16 protein-coding genes, 2 tRNA genes and 1 riboswitch are annotated in these 15,321 nt (G+C 64.7%); of the genes, 6 read left to right on the top strand and 12 right to left on the bottom strand.

Features of this window, described 5'->3' with window-relative positions; all coding sequences use genetic code 11:
• Window positions 1-39: 39 nt before the first annotated feature.
• Window positions 40-1,038 (bottom strand): helix-turn-helix transcriptional regulator, encoded by a 999-nt coding sequence (locus tag AC1DS0_RS14135; protein WP_476814940.1) that lies wholly within the window; start codon window positions 1,036-1,038, stop codon window positions 40-42.
• A 392-nt stretch (window positions 1,039-1,430) separates the two neighbouring features.
• Between AC1DS0_RS14135 and AC1DS0_RS14130 the strand changes: the two genes are divergently transcribed.
• The 4 genes from AC1DS0_RS14130 to AC1DS0_RS14115 all read left to right on the top strand — a co-directional run bounded on the left by AC1DS0_RS14130 (window position 1,431) and on the right by AC1DS0_RS14115 (window position 5,253).
• Window positions 1,431-2,261 carry a transporter gene (locus AC1DS0_RS14130; protein WP_476814939.1) on the top strand — a complete coding sequence of 277 codons (831 nt, stop codon included), beginning with the start codon at window positions 1,431-1,433 and terminating at the stop codon, window positions 2,259-2,261.
• Window positions 2,262-2,656: 395 nt separating this feature from the next.
• Complete coding sequence (locus tag AC1DS0_RS14125; protein WP_476814938.1) at window positions 2,657-3,319, top strand: hypothetical protein; 663 nt, start codon at window positions 2,657-2,659, stop codon at window positions 3,317-3,319.
• Window positions 3,320-3,360: 41 nt separating this feature from the next.
• Window positions 3,361-4,194 (top strand): acid phosphatase, encoded by an 834-nt coding sequence (locus AC1DS0_RS14120; protein ID WP_476814937.1) that lies wholly within the window; start codon window positions 3,361-3,363, stop codon window positions 4,192-4,194.
• 51 nt (window positions 4,195-4,245) lie between these two features.
• The gene (locus AC1DS0_RS14115) at window positions 4,246-5,253 is read left to right on the top strand and encodes a DUF1254 domain-containing protein (protein ID WP_476814936.1); all 1,008 of its coding nucleotides are present in this window, start codon (window positions 4,246-4,248) and stop codon (window positions 5,251-5,253) included.
• A 253-nt stretch (window positions 5,254-5,506) separates the two neighbouring features.
• Here AC1DS0_RS14115 and AC1DS0_RS14110 read toward each other — a convergent pair whose 3' ends face one another.
• From AC1DS0_RS14110 to AC1DS0_RS14075, 8 genes are all read right to left on the bottom strand, one after another.
• The gene (locus tag AC1DS0_RS14110; RefSeq protein ID WP_476814935.1) at window positions 5,507-5,833 is read right to left on the bottom strand and encodes an NIPSNAP family protein; all 327 of its coding nucleotides are present in this window, start codon (window positions 5,831-5,833) and stop codon (window positions 5,507-5,509) included.
• Window positions 5,834-5,938: 105 nt separating this feature from the next.
• Window positions 5,939-7,162 carry an MFS transporter gene (locus AC1DS0_RS14105; RefSeq protein WP_476814934.1) on the bottom strand — a complete coding sequence of 408 codons (1,224 nt, stop codon included), beginning with the start codon at window positions 7,160-7,162 and terminating at the stop codon, window positions 5,939-5,941.
• 151 nt (window positions 7,163-7,313) lie between these two features.
• A complete protein-coding gene (locus tag AC1DS0_RS14100; RefSeq protein WP_476814933.1) occupies window positions 7,314-8,273 on the bottom strand; it encodes an ABC transporter substrate-binding protein in 960 nt (319 codons plus the stop codon).
• Window positions 8,274-8,316: 43 nt separating this feature from the next.
• On the bottom strand, window positions 8,317-9,060 hold the full coding sequence (locus AC1DS0_RS14095; protein WP_476815170.1) for an ABC transporter permease: 744 nt from the start codon (window positions 9,058-9,060) through the stop codon (window positions 8,317-8,319).
• 98 nt (window positions 9,061-9,158) lie between these two features.
• Window positions 9,159-9,255, bottom strand: a riboswitch (TPP riboswitch).
• A gap of 59 nt (window positions 9,256-9,314) precedes the next feature.
• Entirely contained in the window at window positions 9,315-9,962 is a 648-nt protein-coding gene (locus AC1DS0_RS14090; RefSeq protein WP_476814932.1) for a TenA family protein, read from the bottom strand.
• Between the two features lie 95 nt (window positions 9,963-10,057).
• Complete coding sequence (locus AC1DS0_RS14085; RefSeq protein ID WP_476814931.1) at window positions 10,058-11,230, bottom strand: hypothetical protein; 1,173 nt, start codon at window positions 11,228-11,230, stop codon at window positions 10,058-10,060.
• 249 nt (window positions 11,231-11,479) lie between these two features.
• Entirely contained in the window at window positions 11,480-11,851 is a 372-nt protein-coding gene (locus AC1DS0_RS14080; RefSeq protein ID WP_476814930.1) for a VanZ family protein, read from the bottom strand.
• Between the two features lie 115 nt (window positions 11,852-11,966).
• Window positions 11,967-12,041, bottom strand: a tRNA-Asn gene (locus AC1DS0_RS14075).
• A gap of 191 nt (window positions 12,042-12,232) precedes the next feature.
• Here AC1DS0_RS14075 and AC1DS0_RS14070 point away from each other — a divergent pair.
• Window positions 12,233-12,306: transfer RNA gene (locus AC1DS0_RS14070), tRNA-Cys, on the top strand.
• A 12-nt stretch (window positions 12,307-12,318) separates the two neighbouring features.
• Here AC1DS0_RS14070 and AC1DS0_RS14065 read toward each other — a convergent pair.
• The 3 genes from AC1DS0_RS14065 to AC1DS0_RS14055 form a co-directional block, all read right to left on the bottom strand.
• Entirely contained in the window at window positions 12,319-12,648 is a 330-nt protein-coding gene (locus tag AC1DS0_RS14065; RefSeq protein ID WP_476814929.1) for a tyrosine-type recombinase/integrase, read from the bottom strand.
• 428 nt (window positions 12,649-13,076) lie between these two features.
• Window positions 13,077-13,904 (bottom strand): phytanoyl-CoA dioxygenase family protein, encoded by an 828-nt coding sequence (locus AC1DS0_RS14060; RefSeq protein WP_476814928.1) that lies wholly within the window; start codon window positions 13,902-13,904, stop codon window positions 13,077-13,079.
• Between the two features lie 8 nt (window positions 13,905-13,912).
• On the bottom strand, window positions 13,913-14,980 hold the full coding sequence (locus AC1DS0_RS14055; RefSeq protein ID WP_476814927.1) for a class I SAM-dependent methyltransferase: 1,068 nt from the start codon (window positions 14,978-14,980) through the stop codon (window positions 13,913-13,915).
• 145 nt (window positions 14,981-15,125) lie between these two features.
• On the opposite strand from AC1DS0_RS14055, the gene AC1DS0_RS14050 reads away from it, so the two are divergent.
• Window positions 15,126-15,281: a hypothetical protein gene (locus AC1DS0_RS14050; RefSeq protein WP_476814926.1), complete on the top strand. Its 156-nt coding sequence runs from the start codon at window positions 15,126-15,128 to the stop codon at window positions 15,279-15,281.
• Window positions 15,282-15,321: the final 40 nt, after the last annotated feature.

Raw genomic sequence — 15,321 nt, 5'->3', positions numbered from 1 at the left:
CGCCGGCCCCTGCTGGCGCGCTCTCGAACACGGTGCCGTTTAGCCAAGGCGCGATTGCTCGCGAAACTGGCGCGGCGTGATGCCCGTCATCCGGCGGAAGGCGCGGCTGAAATGCGCCGGATCGGTGTAGCCGGAGGAAAAGGCGACGTCGATGATCCTGCAATCGGTGTCCTGCAGCAGCCGGCTCGCATGCTCGTACCGGACGGTGTCGAGGACGTCCGAGTAGGACAGGCCGATGAGGGCGAGCTTGCGCTGAAGCGTCCGCGTGCTGACGCCTGCGATCTCGGCGACGTCTGCAAGAGCCGTGGTTCCCTCGTCAAGGTAAGCCGGCAGCATCAGCTTGAGCAGTTCGACGATGTCGTAGGCGGAAGGGCCGTCCTCCTGGTTGCGTGTCGGCGCAAACGAGAGGGTCGAACGGTTGGGAAGGCTGAGCAGCGCGATCGGCAGGCTGATCCAGGCGGCATGCTGGCCCGACAGGAACCGCACATTCGGCCAGAAGGACCGCGTCGCCGGGCTTGGCGCATAAGACGATTCAAAGGCGATCGCCGTCGGCATCCAGCCAGGCCCTGCAAATTGCCTGATGATGTAGACCGAGAAGATATTCTGGATCCATTGCGCGTATTTCAGATGCAGGAACCCCTTCCCGGCGAGCCTGCTGCAGACCCGAACATGATCCGCGTCATGTTCGATCCACATGCTCAGAATGGTGTCTTCCCGTGACGCCTCATGGCAGGCGTGCCGGAGCGCGACGAGCAGTGTCGGTGAATGCGCGATCAAGGCCCGTGTCTTTTCCCGCATATGCGAGAAGTGCAGGCGCTGGGCGGCGAGAAAGCCGAAATCCTCGATGCCTTGGGTTCTCTGGGCGCTCTCGACGAAACGCAGCGCCGGCAGAAGCGGCAAATAGAGCTCGCTCTTTTCGGCCAGGGACGATGGCAGCCGGGAGCGCTCCAGCAGCGTCTCCGTCGGGGCGCCGATATCGTCGAGGATACTGACGAAGGGCAGCAGGAACTGCCCGCGCGTCAAGGGGATATCAGCCATCGGACCTCGCCGCGGTCACCGCGTTGACGCTTTTCACAAGGCCGAATCTTCCGAGGATTCGCGGCCGGCGAGCGTGAACAATAGCCGTTTGCGGGTGGCGCAAAATGGCAAGACCGACAACCTGCCTATGCACCAAACAGGGCGTGTCGGCTGATCCGAAAGTGACCCGCCGCACGGAGCATCCACGACCGGGAGCCTCCATCTCACGGAAAGTCGGCAAGGGGGCCTTCCTATTCGCAAAGCCGGGGCTTGCATGCCTTCCAGTCATCATTTGGCGAGTGAGCGTCACCGCAAGCTGCTCGAAGCCCTGCTTGGCCGGCCATTTTGATCGCCATTGAATTGCTCGGCCATCCGCAGATGGCCCTCTGAGATTGCATATTGAGGAGACCTGAATGCTGTCGAGACTCTCCCAACTGGCTGTGTTCTCGGCCTTCGCATTGGTTGGTCAAGGCATTGGCTTGACTGGCACCGGTGTCGCACTGGCACAGGACGCGACTGCCGATCTGGCGAAAAAGCTCAGCAATCCCGTGTCAGCGCTGATCAGCGTGCCCTTCCAGTTCAACTACGACCGAGGCTTCGGACCGAACAACCGTGGCGACCGAAAAACGCTCGATATCCAACCGGTTATCCCGTTTTCATTGAACGAGGACTGGAATGTCATTTCCCGGACCGTCGTCCCGATCATCTGGCAGCACGACATCGCAGGCCCCTCCGGCAACCAGTCCGGTCTTGGAGACGTCACGCAAAGCTTCTTCATTTCCCCGAAACAGCCGACCGCTGGCGGGATCATCTGGGGAGCAGGTCCCGTCTTCCTRCTTCCGACGGCGACCGACGATCTGCTCGGAGGCGGCAAGTTCGGGATGGGTCTGACTGCCGTCGTTCTGAAGCAGGAAGGGCCATGGACGGTCGGCGCACTTGCAAACCACATCTGGTCCGTCGCGGGGAAGGGAAGCAGGTCAGACATCAGCGCGACCTACCTACAGCCCTTCATCTCCTACAGGACATCGGACGCCTGGACGTTCACGCTCAATACCGAGAGCACCTATGACTGGACGGCCGAACAATGGTCGGTGCCCATCAACGTCCAGATTTCGAAGCTTGTGAAATTTGGTGAGCAACCGGTGAGTCTCTCCGCAGGAGTGCGCTATTGGGCGGCCGCGCCGAAGAACGGACCGCGCGGCTGGGGTCCCCGCGTGGGGTTGACGTTCCTGTTTCCGACATAGCTGCAGTCGGCGATGCAACGCAGGTTCGGCCGCATCCCGGTGAAACCAGCGCCAAAAGGCTGGTCCTCGGGGGATTTCCGCCCCGCGGGGATAAAGAATAGCCGGTCGCGATTGGCGCGAAATGGCAAGACGGGCGGGCTGCCCATGCACGAAATGCTCGCAACGATAGTCGCCGGCCGTTCGGGCCGCGATTGCGTGCTGCTGAGCCGGAGCGTTCGCGCACGTGCCGTCAGGGCGGGCAAGGCAGGGGACAAGCAGCAATGTCAGGCGCAACGGCGCGCAATCTCGCCATCGGCTCGATGGTGGCTTCCTTGTGCGGGCCGGCCTGGGCATCGGATCTCCGGCAGCCCCCCGCGCCGCCGGCTCCCGTCCTTACGTCGGGACCGAGCTTTTCGGTGACCAGCTATGTCTGGGCGACGGCGATCGACGGCAAGAGTGCGACCCTGCCGCCGCTGCCAGCGGCGGATATCCACCTGCGCTTCCGGGACGTGCTCAAGGAGTTGAACGGCGCGCTGATGGCATCTGCCGAGATGCGCATCGACCGCTGGAGCGTCCTGGTCGACGGGCAGTTCTCGCAGGTGACCACCGGCGGCAATCTGCCCGGGCCGTTCTTTTCGGGGCTGAAGCTGCGCTCGCAGACCACCACTATTCAGGGCTCCGTCTTTTACCGGGTCTATGAGGACAGCGTGCTTGCGCTCGATGTCGGCGGCGGCGTCCGGTTCTGGAACCTGAACAACAAGCTCGAGATCCTGCCCGGCTTCGCCAATCTTCGGATCGACCACCGTCAATCCGAGATGTGGGCCGATCCCGTCATCGGCGCCCGCCTCGGCGTGAAGCTCGGCGGTCCTTGGAGCCTGACGCTCGCAGGAGATGGCGGCGGCTTCGGCGCCGGCTCGCGCCTGACCTGGCAGGGCCTGGGCAGCGTCAACTACGCCTGGAGTGAAAACCTGACGCTGAAAGCCGGCTACCGGGCGCTCCATGTCGATTATCGCAGCGGTGGCTTCTCGTACGACGTGACCCAGCACGGGCCCGCCGTTGCAGCAACGTACCGGTTCTGACGGGAGCCTTCATGAGTTCGGCAATGTCGAAAGGAATGGGAATGGCGATGACTGCGAATGCGCTTCGGACCGCAGGTGTTTCCGCGCTGGCGCTGCTCGCGCTCTGCGGGCAGGCTCTGGCGCAAGCGGCCGAAGCGCAGCCCAAGGTCACCGACCCACATTTCAAGATCGCGCTGGGCTATCTGAAGCGGTCGGACCTGCCGGACAGCCTGGTCCTGCTCGGCCCGCCGCCGGAGACGGGTTCTGCTGCGCTGGCCCGGGACGAGGAAGCGCGCAAGGCGACGATTCCTTTGCGAGACACCGCGCGCTCGAAGCTCGCCTATACCGACGCCGACCTCGCCTTTCCGCAGGCCGCCGACAACTTCTCCTGCGCGATGGGTGTCAGGATCGACGGCAAGCAGACGCCGCGCCTCTATGCGATGACGCAGAAGATGCTCTCGGATTTCGGCCTGTCCACCTATGGCGTGAAGAACAAGTACAACCGGGTCCGTCCCTTCGTGGTTCATAACGAAGCGACCTGCCGGGCGGATCAGGAGGCGATCCTGCGCAGCGACGGCTCCTATCCGTCCGGCCACACGGCTGCGGGCTGGGGCTGGGCGCTCGTCTTCGCGCAGATCAATCCCGAGCGTGCGGATGCGCTGCTCAAACGCGGCATCGAATTCGGGCAGAGCCGCGTGATCTGCAACGCGCATTGGCAGAGCGATGTCGATGCCGGCCGGATCATGGGCGCGGCGACCGTCGCGCGGCTGCAGACCGATGCGACCTTCCTCGCCGATCTCAAAGCCGCGAAAGCGGAAGTGAAGGCCGCGAAGGCGAGGCGGCCGCTCTCGGCCTCCGAGTGCGCCGCGGAGGCTACTGCGCTGTCTGCGCGGTAACGACGAGCACGTGGATCAAAGACACCAATGAGGTACCGTTCGATGCGAATGATGTCGGTCTACAGCCTGGGTTTCCTGGTTCTCGCGCCATGCGTGGCGTCCGCACAGTCCGTTCCGGTCAATCTCGACAACTTCAAGCGAGCCGAGAGCGATTTCTATATGCGCAAGACGGCCGACGCCGGCGCCCTCGGCAAGTTCGCCCATAGCAGGACGCCGACGCCGATCGACAACCAGCCCGTGGTCCGGATGAACCGGGATACGCTCTATTCCCAGGCGCTCTTCGACCTCGACGCCGGCCCGGTGACCATCACGCTTCCCGATGCCGGCAAGCGCTTTGTCTCGATGCAGGTCATCAGCGAAGACCATTACACCCCGATGGTGGTCTACAAGCCGGGCCGTACGACGCTCACCAGGGCCAAGGTCGGTACCCGCTATGTGTTCATCGCGGTTCGTATCCTTGTTGATCCCAATGACGCTAAGGACCTCGCGCAGGTTCACGCCCTGCAGGATGCGCTGAAGGTGGAGCAGAAGTCGGCCGGCAAGTTCGAGGCCCCGAACTGGGACCTGGCGCAACAGAAGAAGATCCGTGACGCGCTCGAAGGGCTGTCCGCCGCATCATCGGGCAGCTTCACCAACGCTTTCGGCCCGAAGGGAAAGGTCGATCCGGTGATGCACCTGCTCGGCACGGCAGCCGGCTGGGGCGGCAACCCTGACAAGGACGCGTCCTATCCCTCATTCACCCCGGCCAGGAACGACGGCAAGACGGTCTACAAGCTCAAGCTCAAGGAGGTCCCCGTCGACGCGTTCTGGTCGATCAGCGTCTACAACGACAAGGGCTTCTTCCAGAAGAACGAGTACGACGCCTATTCGGTCAACAGCATCACCGGCAAGACAAGCGCCGATGGCGCGATCGACATCCAGTTCGGCGGCTGCGACGGCAAGATCGCGAACTGCCTGCCGATCACGCAAGGCTGGAACTACACATTCCGGCTCTACCGTCCTCGCGCCGTGTTCCTGAACGGTACCTGGAAGATGCCGGAGGCGCAGCCCGCTTCGTAGAAGGTATCAGCTTCGCCCGATTGGTCCGGCAAAGCAGCGGTAGCTTTCCGCCCAATCTTGCCGTTGGCCGAATGTTGAACTGGCTCGGCGGTTGCCCACCGTGCGGGGGTACTACAAGCCCAACCGGCCTCGGCGACGAACTCCGGACCGTTGCCACGGCCGCGTAGCCGCAGGGGCTTCAACTCACCTGACAGCAAGGGCGACATCGCCCTTGCTGCTTTTGTTCTGGCATGGGCAATCGCCTGCCCGGCGCTTACTTCACCGCGGAGAAGGCTGTCGGCGCCAAAATCTGGCTGACGATGTTGCCAACAATCTGGCCGTCCGCTTCACTCTTGGTGCGCGCCTCGGTCCACTCAGGATCGGTAGCAAACGCCGTCCATTTCGTCTCGCGCTCGGCGAGCGATTCCCAAGCCAGGAAATAGGTCAGGTCCTGATTGGACTCCCCGATCAGCGTGGTGAAGAATCCGGCTTGCCGGATGCCGTGCTTTTCCCACAGCTTCAGTGTGGCTTTGTCAAAGCGGTCGAGCAAAGCCGGAAGCCGGCCAGGCAGGCAGCGATACACGCGCATTTCGTAGATCATCGAAAATCACGTCCTATTATTGGTCTTGCGGCCAGCAATTGGCCGCAAGGAGGCCTGCCCCGATCGAGTGACCCGACCTCGATCCCGCTGACGGCTTAGCAAATTCTATCCCCGCCGGTGCTCGACCTTGGGCAGGAACCGGGCGAGCAGGCCGATCGCCGGCAGGAAGGCACAGATGCGGTAGACCGCCTCGATGCCGATCCAGTCGGCGACTTCGCCGAGGATCGCCGCCGCGAGCCCGCCGAGGCCGAAGGACAGGCCGTAGAACAGCCCGCCGATCAGGCCGATCCGGCCCGGCATCAGCTCCATCGCGTAGATCAGGATCGCAGCGAAGGAACTCGCCATGATCAGGTTGATCACCACCGTCAGTACACCGGTCCAGAACAGGTCGGCGAAGGGCAGGATCAGCGAGAAGGGCAGGGCGCCGAGGATCGAGAACCAGAGGATGCGGTTGCGGCCGATCCGGTCGCCGATGATGCCGCCGGCGAGCGCGCCGACAGCGGCAGCCGCGAGGAAGAGAAACAGCATCAGCTGCGAGCCCTGCACGGAGACGCCGAACTTCCCGATCAGGTAGAAGGTGTAATAGGAGCTGAAGCTCGACGAATAGGCGTTCTTCGAGAACAGCAGGATCACCAGGATGGTGATCGCGAAGGCGATCTGGCCCTTGGTATGCGTGGGGGCGGCGGGTGCGGCCACCGCGACCTTCACGGGCTTTGCCGCAGCCGCGGCAGCGGCCGCCTTGCTTAGCTCGGCATAGCGGCGCGCCGTCCAGACCATCAGGACCATGGCGAGCAAGGCTGCGGCCGAGAACCAGGCGACGCTGGTCTGGCCGCGCGGGACGATGATGAAGGCGGCGAGCAAGGGACCGAGCGCGCCGCCGCTCTGGCCGCCGACCTGGAAGATGCCCTGCGCCAGCCCCTGCTGGCCGCCCGAGGCGTTGCGGGCCATCCGGGTCGCCTCGGGATGGAAGATCGAGGAGCCCAAGCCGACGCAGGCCGCCGAAATCAGCAGCAGCGCATAGCTGCCGGCATAGGCGAGACCGATCAATCCGGTCAGGGTGCAGCCCATGCCGACGACCATCGAATAGGGCATCGGATTCTTGTCGGTGTAATGGCCGACGACCGGCTGCAGCAGCGAGGCGGTGATCTGGAAAGTGAGCGTAATCAGGCCGATCTGGCCGAAATCGAGCGCATAGGCCGTCTTGATGATCGGGTAGATCGCCGGGATCAGCGACTGGATCATGTCGTTGAGCAGATGTGTCGCGCTGAGCACGAACAGCACCGGCAGGTCGGCGCGGCGGGTCTGGGCGATCGGCTGGCTGGCGTTCATGCGGCTGATTTCACCGGAGGCAGCCCGGAGGGCGGGCGAGGGCCCGCTGGATAGCTGCAAAGTCGGCTCATAGCATCGCAATCGACGCCAAACCCAGAGCCATCGGCACAGAGCCGCTCTGATGTGGACGCGGGATGAGGTGCTGCCGCCGTTATTTCACCTCGCCTGCGATCTCAGTGAGTGCCGGGGCCTTCTGGATCAGCCCACGCTCGACGAGGAAGGCACCGAAGCGCTCATAGCGGCCCTGGTCGAGGGCGCGCGGGCGCTTGGCGAAGCGCGGCAGCGTGTCGGTCCAGGCCTGGCGGTTGAGGGCGTCGTCGAGATCGGGATGGGCGGCGATGAAGAGCTTCCAGGCCTCCTGCGGGTGGTTCGTGAGGTAGAGCGCCGCCTTCTCGATCGCATCGAGGAAGCGGGGCAGGCGGCTGTCGGCGAGGGCGTCGCGGCGGGTGATCAGGATCAGCTCGTCATAGGCGGGAACGCCGTGCTCCTCGGGATAGAAGGCCGTGCCGGGATGGCCTTCGAGCTTGAGCTGCGTCAGCTCGAAATTGCGGTAGCCGCCGATGGTGGCGTCGACCTTGCCGCCGATCAGGGCTGCCGAGAGCGCGAAATTGACGTTGACCAGCTTGACGTCGTCGAGCTTCAAGCCGGCCTTGGCCAGCATCTGGCCGAGCAGGGTGGTTTCCGTGCCCGAGACGGCATAGCCGATCGTCTTGCCCTTGAGGTCGGCGAGGCTCTTGATCGGCCCGTCGGCCTTGACGATGACGCTGTTGAGCGGGGTCTCGACCAGCGTGCCGACGCGGACGATCGGAATGCCGGCGGCGTGGTCGAGATAGAGATTGGGCTGGTAGTGGATGCCGATATCAGCCTGCCCGGCGGCAACGAGACGGGGCACGGCGGAGGGGTCGGAGGGCGGCACCATGGCGACCTCGAGCCCGGCTTCCTTGAACAGGCCGAGCTGCTGCGCGACGACCAGCGGCGCGTGATCCGGATTGACGAACCATTCGAGCATCACGGTCAGCTTGTCGGCAGCGCGGGCCGGGCTGGCGAGGCCGGCGGCCAGGACGAGGCCGGTGGCGAGGAGGGCGCGTCTAGAGAGGGCGCGGAGGGTCATCAGGCGAAATCCTTCTGCGTGATCGGCTTGAGGCGGGGCGGCGTCACGGCTCGCTTGCCCAGGGAAGCAGGCGCGGGCCGAGCGCATCGACGAGATGGCGCAGGACGAGGCTGAGCACGGCGAGCACGGTCATCGCGGCGAAGACCGTGTCGGTCTGCATGCGGGCATTGGCCTGGACCATGACGAAGCCGAGGCCAGCGGAGGCACCGACCCATTCGCCGATCACCGCGCCGAGCGGCGCCAGCGGGGCCGCGACCCGCAGGCCGGTGAGGAGAGCGGGCATGGCGAGCGGCAGGCGGACATAACGCAGCGTCTGCCAATGCGTCGCCGTGGTCAGCGCGGTGGCGTCGATCAGTTCGGGATCGGTCCGGCGCAGGCCGTCGGTGAAGGCGGAGGCGATGGGGAAGAAGATGATGATCGTCGCCATGATCACCTTCGAGCCCATGCCGAAGCCGAACCAGACGACCAATAGCGGCGCGATGACGAAGACCGGGAAGGACTGGAGGACGAGCAGCACCGGCCAGAGCAGGCGCCCGAACCGCGGCAGCGCCACGATGGCGAGCGCCGTCAACGCGCCGAACGCTGAGCCGAGCACGAAGCCGAGCGCCATCTCGGCGATGGTGGTGAGGCTATGGCTGAAGAGGAAGCCGGGCTGGCGCTGGAAGGCCAGGGCGACGTCGAGCGGCGAGGGCAGGATGTAGCGCGGCGGCTGGAACAGCCAGATCGCGCCTTGCCAGGCCAGGAGCAGGACGAGAATGGTGCGCAGGGCCGGAGCGAGCACGACCATCACCGGCTTTGCGCCGGGAGGTGGGTCCCGCTCTGTCGCGTCCTGCGTCGTCAAGGCTCGCCTTTCCGGTGGAAGGCGAGCACGGGGAAACGCTGGCGAGGCTGCCCCGAGCGACTCCCTCCGCCAGCATGATCTGGTTCAGGTTCGAAGGGTGCTTCTCAGCTCGCCTTGCGGCGAACGCCCCCGTCTCTCGACCGCCCTTGTGACAGAGCGGCTTGCGGCTGTCACGCCTGTCTCAGGCCAGGTGGCGTCGATCAGCCCTCGCCATCATAGGCTGAATCGAAGAACGCCTTCTCCAGCGCCACGGCGCGCAGGAAGAAATCGCGGCTCGTTTCTGCCTCGCCGGGGCCGACGCGGTCGAGCTCGGCGCGCAGGAAGCCGACGAAATCGCGGAAGTCGGGGTTGTCGTGCAGGGTGATCCATTCGGCATGGATGAAGTTCGCCGGCAGCGGCGGCGACGCCTGCTGGGCCCAGTCGAGATAGAGCCATTCGGCCACGACCAGCACGGAGAGGGCAGCGGCATAGGAGCGCGTCGCGGCGGCCTCGCGCATCAGCTCCTTGAAGCCGGCGGTGGCCTTGCTGTCGGGAGGCGTGCTGCGCTCCTGCTCGCCGACACCGAGCGCGTCGAAGGCGCGCAGGAAATAGGTGTTCTCCTCGCCGCTGACCATGCCGATGAAGCGGCCGAAGCGGATGCGGGCCTCGAAGCTGTCGGCGCTGGCGAGCGCCGCGCCGAGCAAGGTCAGGAAGCTGTCGATGAAGCGATGGTCCTGGACGAGGTAACGAACCATGACCGCGTCGGACACCGTGCCGTCCAGCAGCTCGCGCACAAAGCGGTGGCCGACGGATTGCGCCCAGGCCGGCTGGCTTTCCTGGCGGAGGGTCTCGGTAAAGCGGGTGGTCATAAGGTTGGCCTTTCGCTGATCGGCCCCTCCCTAGCAGCACCGCCGCCGCGCCGGAACTCGCGGCGGCTGCATGCGGCAATCGCGCCGCTATCGCGCTACTTCAGCCGCGCCGCCACAATCTTCGCGAGCTCGCCGACGCGCGCCTTCGCCTCCGCGTGCAGCGCCTGGTCGCGCTCGCCGCCGGAGACGCGGACATCGACCGTCGTCAGCCCCTTGCGGATGTGGATGCGGTTCATGATGTCGAGCGCCGCCTCGTCGCCGAGGCCTTCGACAGGCGTCTTCGCCTCGGAGACCTTGATCGCGCTCTGGAACCAGCGCTTCGACAGATCCTCGGTGGCGGCGACGTTGCGGACGCTGACCTGGATCTGGTTGAGCTCGATCGTGCGCTTGCCGTCCTTCTCGAGGGTGCGCTTGGCGTCGAACTGGCAGCCGATCGGGTTCGGCAGCGCCTCCTGCCGGTTCTCGCGGCTCTCATGGGTGATCTTGCCCATCAGCTTGCGCGGCTCGCTGACGGTCATGCCGGGGAAGGCGGCCTTGACATCGGCCGGCGTCAGCAGGGCGCAGGCGTCCGGCCACTGATCGACCGGGGCGACGGAGGAGGGGCGGGTGTCCGCCGGCACCGTCACCGCGCTATTGGCGGCAACCTGGGTCGACGCGTCGACCATTCCGGTGCCGCCCTGCCAGCGCGCCGCCGCCTGTTTGGCCAAAGCGAGCGCATTTGGCGCGGTCTGCTCGGAATAGAGGTCGAGCGAGATGGCGTAGATCAGATCGTCCTTGCGGGCGCGGACCACCACGCTGGAGCTTGTCGTCTCCTGGAAGGCCTCGTCGCCGACGCCGGAAAGCGCTTCGAGCTTGAGCGTGAGTTTGGGATCGCTCGCGACCTTCTCGCGCGTCGTCTTGATCGAGGCGAAGGCCTGCGCCGGGGTCTCGCGGCCCTTGGCGATGCCGTCCCAGCGGATCACCGTGACCGAGGCAAAGCGGGCATGGTCGAGCTTCGAGGTCGGGCTCGGCAGCTTCACCGAATACATGCAGCTCTCGGCATATTGCGGCCCGCGGCTGATCGGGCTCAGCGTCGGGCCCTTGGCTGTGATCGGGCGGCCGGGGAAAAGCGCCTCCAGATCGGCCTGCGGCAGCAGCCGGCAGGCGTCGGGAGTCTTGCCCGGTGCGGCAATCGGCTCGGTGGTGGCCGTCGTCGTTGCGGTCTGGGCAAGAGCGGGGCCGGCGAGCGCCAGCAGCAGCGGGGTCACGAGCACGGAACGGGCGAGCATCGGATCGGGTCTCCAGGGACGGGCGCGCCACGGTCGATCGCGGCTGCGCCGTTCAGGGAGGCGTCACGCTAGGGGCGATGGTGGCGCGATCATGGCACCGCACAGGCCGCGATGATGATTGCTGACAAGGACTGTCAGCCGGAGGGCGGCCCCAGCTGGGGCGCACCGGCGCCGCCCCTCCGGGCGAATCGCTGGTACAGGGTGCGCGCTGTTCGCGAGCATGCTGCGGCGCGATGAGGCGCTGGGGAATCAGTTCGGCCGGCGGGCGATCGCGAGGGCGGCGCGCTTCGACCAGAGCCGCTCGCACAGGCTCACGACGGCAAGTCCGCTGACGCCGCCCATGATCTTGACCAGCGCATCCAGCGCGCGGGCATGCCGGCTCGCCTCGAAATGCTGGGCGATCTCGAGGCCGGCGGCGCCGGCGACGATGCACAGGAGAATCGCGCCCTTGCGCGCCGGGTAGGCGGTGGCGAGTGCAGCTGCGGCGACCAGATAGGCGATGAAGCGTTCGAGCTGCGGCCCCATATGCGCAAGATGCGGGCGGGCGCCGATCGGCGACAGCGTCGCGAACACGACGAGGGCGACGGCGCCCCAGCCGATCAGCGCAGCCCAGCGGCGCATGGAACGTTCGTCCCCGAAGAACCGCATCGCCGCCTTCTGCGTCTGCCGTTGCACCATTCCGTCCCCGGAAAGCAGAAAGGGCCCAAGCGGTCATCGCTCAAGCCCTCGAAAATGCTGGCTCCCGGAGCAGGATTCGAACCTGCGACCAATCGATTAACAGTCGATTGCTCTACCGCTGAGCTATCCGGGATCGGTGGGCGGCGTATACCGACGCTGCCCGGAACACGCAACCCCTTTGCTGGCATCGGGCCCTAGAAAATCGTGGGCAGGCGATCTGCCCTATCGTCAATTCACATTGGCGCGAGAGTTTCGGTTGCGGTGCGCCGCGGCATGTGGTTATAGGCCCAGCCGTGGAGCGAGCTTCAGGCGACGCTCTCGGATGGCCTCGTGGCGGAGTGGTTACGCAGAGGACTGCAAATCCTTGCACCCCGGTTCGATTCCGGGCGAGGCCTCCAAATTCCCTTTTTTCATGCGCTGATTTCCTTACGGTTTTCGGCCTCATTGTCCCGCTGAGTTTCCACCCTCTCAAGCGGCGGGGCAATTTTGTTCGCCTTTTCGACCTTCGAGAGCGTGATTTTGGCCGCTCCGGAGCCCGCCAGACGGCGCCGATTGGCCGTCTTCGTGTAGATCGCGGCCTGCTTTGGTGATTCCCAACCGAAGGTCGCCATGAGCTCATGCTCGGATGCGCCATTGTCCGTAGCGATCGTTGCGCCGGCCTTGCGGATGCCGTGGCTGGAGCAGCGGTTCGGCCCGATCGAATCGCACCATTTGCGCATGTGCTGGCCGAGGCTCTTCACTGAGAAGGGCTTGTCTCACTCGTTGATCAAAAAATGCAGGGGGCCCTTGCGTGAGACGCTGGCCGCATCGATCGCGGCTTGCGGCTCCAGTGCCATCCTTGGCAACCAGGGCTCCGGCAGCGAGAGGGACCAATCTGAGGGTCTCCACGGTTCAAGCGGCAGTCGACTGGCTTTTGGCTAGTGAGCACTCTTCGATAGAAGGCGGCCCACGCTTATCGCCCATTGTCCGACCTTGCTGATCCCACAGGGACGTCGACGCTGCCTACGCCCGCACGCGGGGCACTCAAAAAAGCGGATCGCAATCAGAAACGAACTCCATCGGCGCATCCTGTTCTCTAGTGGATGCGATTAGCGCCGCCTGTGGCTACGATGTCGCCGAAATCAATGATTTCTGGACGGAGTGCCGGCCCTCCAGGGCGCAGCGATGCTCAATTGCGAGCCCGGCCTTCTCTTTGCTCGTAATACTCCGCAGGGCTGCGGGGCGCCCCGAAATTGAAACCCAGCAGCGCTCTTGTCTCCGGGTCGTCGGTGAAGCCGTCCCCGAGATACGCCGGCAAATCGAGCTGCTGCCGCATCAGACCGATCGTGTAGACATGGTTGACTGCGCGCCGATCGCGCCCGCTGCGGTTTTCACCGCCGCGGTGGTACACCATGCAGTCCAGAACGATGAAGGAGCCGGCCGGAGCGGTCACGGTCTTTTCGTGAGCCCGGATGAGATCATCAGAGGGGAAGGCCTCTTCCTTGTGCGTCGCCGGCACCACCAGCGTAGACCCGTTTTCGGACGTAAAATCGTCCACGCAGTAAAGGGCGTTGAGCGCCAGAGGGCGCGACGAGACGAAATGCTGGTAGGGCAAATCCCGATGGTAGAGGGATTGGCTGTAGCTTCCACCGCTGCCAGGGTTGATGATGCCGTTCTGCTGGTTGAGCATGACACCTGTCCGCATCAGGTTCTTGGCCAGCGCCAAAACCCGCTTGTTCATGGCTAGGTCGAGGAAGATGGGGTCGATGGCTAGGGGGCATCGGATGGTGTTGTGTTCGCCGATGGCCTTCAGCCGCTCCTCGCCATATTCGGCGGCGGATTTCTCCCGCGCCGCATCGAAGCGAGCGCGAATGCTGTTGATCTCCGCCGGGGAGAGGCCTGAATCCAGAACTGCATAGCCAAAGGTACGAATGGCCTCTGCAACGCGCTCGACTTCATCTGCCGAGGTGGTTTGATGAATGACACCGTAACGTGGCAATGCCTGCTGATCGGTCATATTGGCCTCTACCTCGGGATCATATCGTCAAAGCAAATCGGGAGGTGACCGTCTGCCTTCAAGCGGGTAGCGATTTTCTGTTGGGACGCAGGAGCAGCCGCAACCAGGACGTTCGCGCTATTGGGGATGTCGGGATACGCCAGAATTGGTTTGTCGAGAGACCAAGCTTCAGCGGGCGCGTCAAGCGTCATAGCCGATACGCGCGACCACGTCGCCGGGGCATAGGCTCGAAGCAGCGCCGCCATTTGTCCGGCCCCGAATGCGAGGAGTTCCCCTTTCGGGGCACGGACGGCCAGAGCTTCGTCTAGCAACTGCCATCTGCGCAAATATTCCGACCGAGGAACCGCTAGATCTGATGCAAGGTGTGGCGGTGCCTGCCTGCCTGATCTCAGGACGTAGTAACGGAAGTCGCCAATGTTTGCCCCCGCCGGGCCGGAGCCGGTGATCGACAGGCCGGCGGCGTGGGCGATTTGCTGCATCGCCGCGCTACTGAGCGAATGGATGTGATCGGTGAAGAGCAGTTCGACATTGGGAGTGTCGCCGTCGGGGCAGATGACGATGATTTCACCACCCGGACGAAGGCGCTGCGATATTTCCAGCAAGAACGAGACCGGATCGGTCGTGTGCTCGATCACGTTGACCGTGATCGCGACATCGAAGGCCTGGATATCAGGCACGGCGGAGATGTCGCCCCGGCGAAGGCGCACCCTGTCGGAAAGAGCAATATCTCCTGCTGAAGCGGGTTCAACTCCGAGCAATTCCGCGCCCGGCAGGGCTTCGGACATCTCCAGCATCAAGGCCCCGGAGCCTGCTCCTATTTCGAGGACATCACGAGCGCCAATCGCAAGTAGCGGCTCGATGAGCCTCCGGTAACGCCTTGCGCGGTCGCGGTCAGCCCCAGGGGCAGCCGCGGGCAAGGAGTAGTCGGTCGCGTACCAGGACTGGACTTCTGTTGGATCGGGAGGCGTCACATGCATGACCGCGCCGCACCGCTCGCAACTCAGCTTGGCAAGTGGGGTATCCACCACGCGGCCGTCGCTCAGCATTGACTGCGGCAGAAGCGGGAGAGCGGTCAACTTGGCCCACCCGCAGAGGTAGCAAGATGCTTCAGCCATTCGTCGGAGGCCCTTTTGCGCGCCCCGGCTTAACACGCCGCCGCGCTTCCGCAAGCTGGAGGTCCTTTTGTTGGCCGTCTCAATGCTAACCATAGGAGAAGGCCGGGTGGCCAGTTTCCAGAAGGCCCGCCGCGCCGCCGCCGAGGGCCGCCAGAAGATCATGGATATGGCCACCGAGCTCCGCGGCACGTCCCGCGGCATCAGCTGGAGCGAGGGGCTTCCGGACAAGATAATGGTGGAGTGGGCACCCAAGCCGCTCTGATCGACTCACCGGTTCCTCCCGGCGATCGCTTGGCCGGCGC

The sequence above is a fragment of the Allobosea sp. P4_H5 genome (assembly GCF_056400825.1).
Note: the sequence above shows the minus strand (reverse complement) of the source record. Positions and strands in the feature narration are given on the sequence as shown.

Coding starts and splice junctions, on each gene's coding strand:
- AC1DS0_RS14135 (WP_476814940.1), bottom strand. CDS start 1,038: ATGGCTGATATCCCCTTGACGCGCGGGCAGTTCCTGCTGCCCTTCGTC.
- AC1DS0_RS14120 (WP_476814937.1), top strand. CDS start 3,361: ATGGCGATGACTGCGAATGCGCTTCGGACCGCAGGTGTTTCCGCGCTG.
- AC1DS0_RS14115 (WP_476814936.1), top strand. CDS start 4,246: ATGTCGGTCTACAGCCTGGGTTTCCTGGTTCTCGCGCCATGCGTGGCG.
- AC1DS0_RS14110 (WP_476814935.1), bottom strand. CDS start 5,833: ATGATCTACGAAATGCGCGTGTATCGCTGCCTGCCTGGCCGGCTTCCG.
- AC1DS0_RS14105 (WP_476814934.1), bottom strand. CDS start 7,162: ATGAACGCCAGCCAGCCGATCGCCCAGACCCGCCGCGCCGACCTGCCG.
- AC1DS0_RS14100 (WP_476814933.1), bottom strand. CDS start 8,273: ATGACCCTCCGCGCCCTCTCTAGACGCGCCCTCCTCGCCACCGGCCTC.
- AC1DS0_RS14095 (WP_476815170.1), bottom strand. CDS start 9,060: ATGGTCGTGCTCGCTCCGGCCCTGCGCACCATTCTCGTCCTGCTCCTG.
- AC1DS0_RS14090 (WP_476814932.1), bottom strand. CDS start 9,962: ATGACCACCCGCTTTACCGAGACCCTCCGCCAGGAAAGCCAGCCGGCC.
- AC1DS0_RS14085 (WP_476814931.1), bottom strand. CDS start 11,230: ATGCTCGCCCGTTCCGTGCTCGTGACCCCGCTGCTGCTGGCGCTCGCC.
- AC1DS0_RS14080 (WP_476814930.1), bottom strand. CDS start 11,851: ATGCGCCGCTGGGCTGCGCTGATCGGCTGGGGCGCCGTCGCCCTCGTC.
- AC1DS0_RS14060 (WP_476814928.1), bottom strand. CDS start 13,904: ATGACCGATCAGCAGGCATTGCCACGTTACGGTGTCATTCATCAAACC.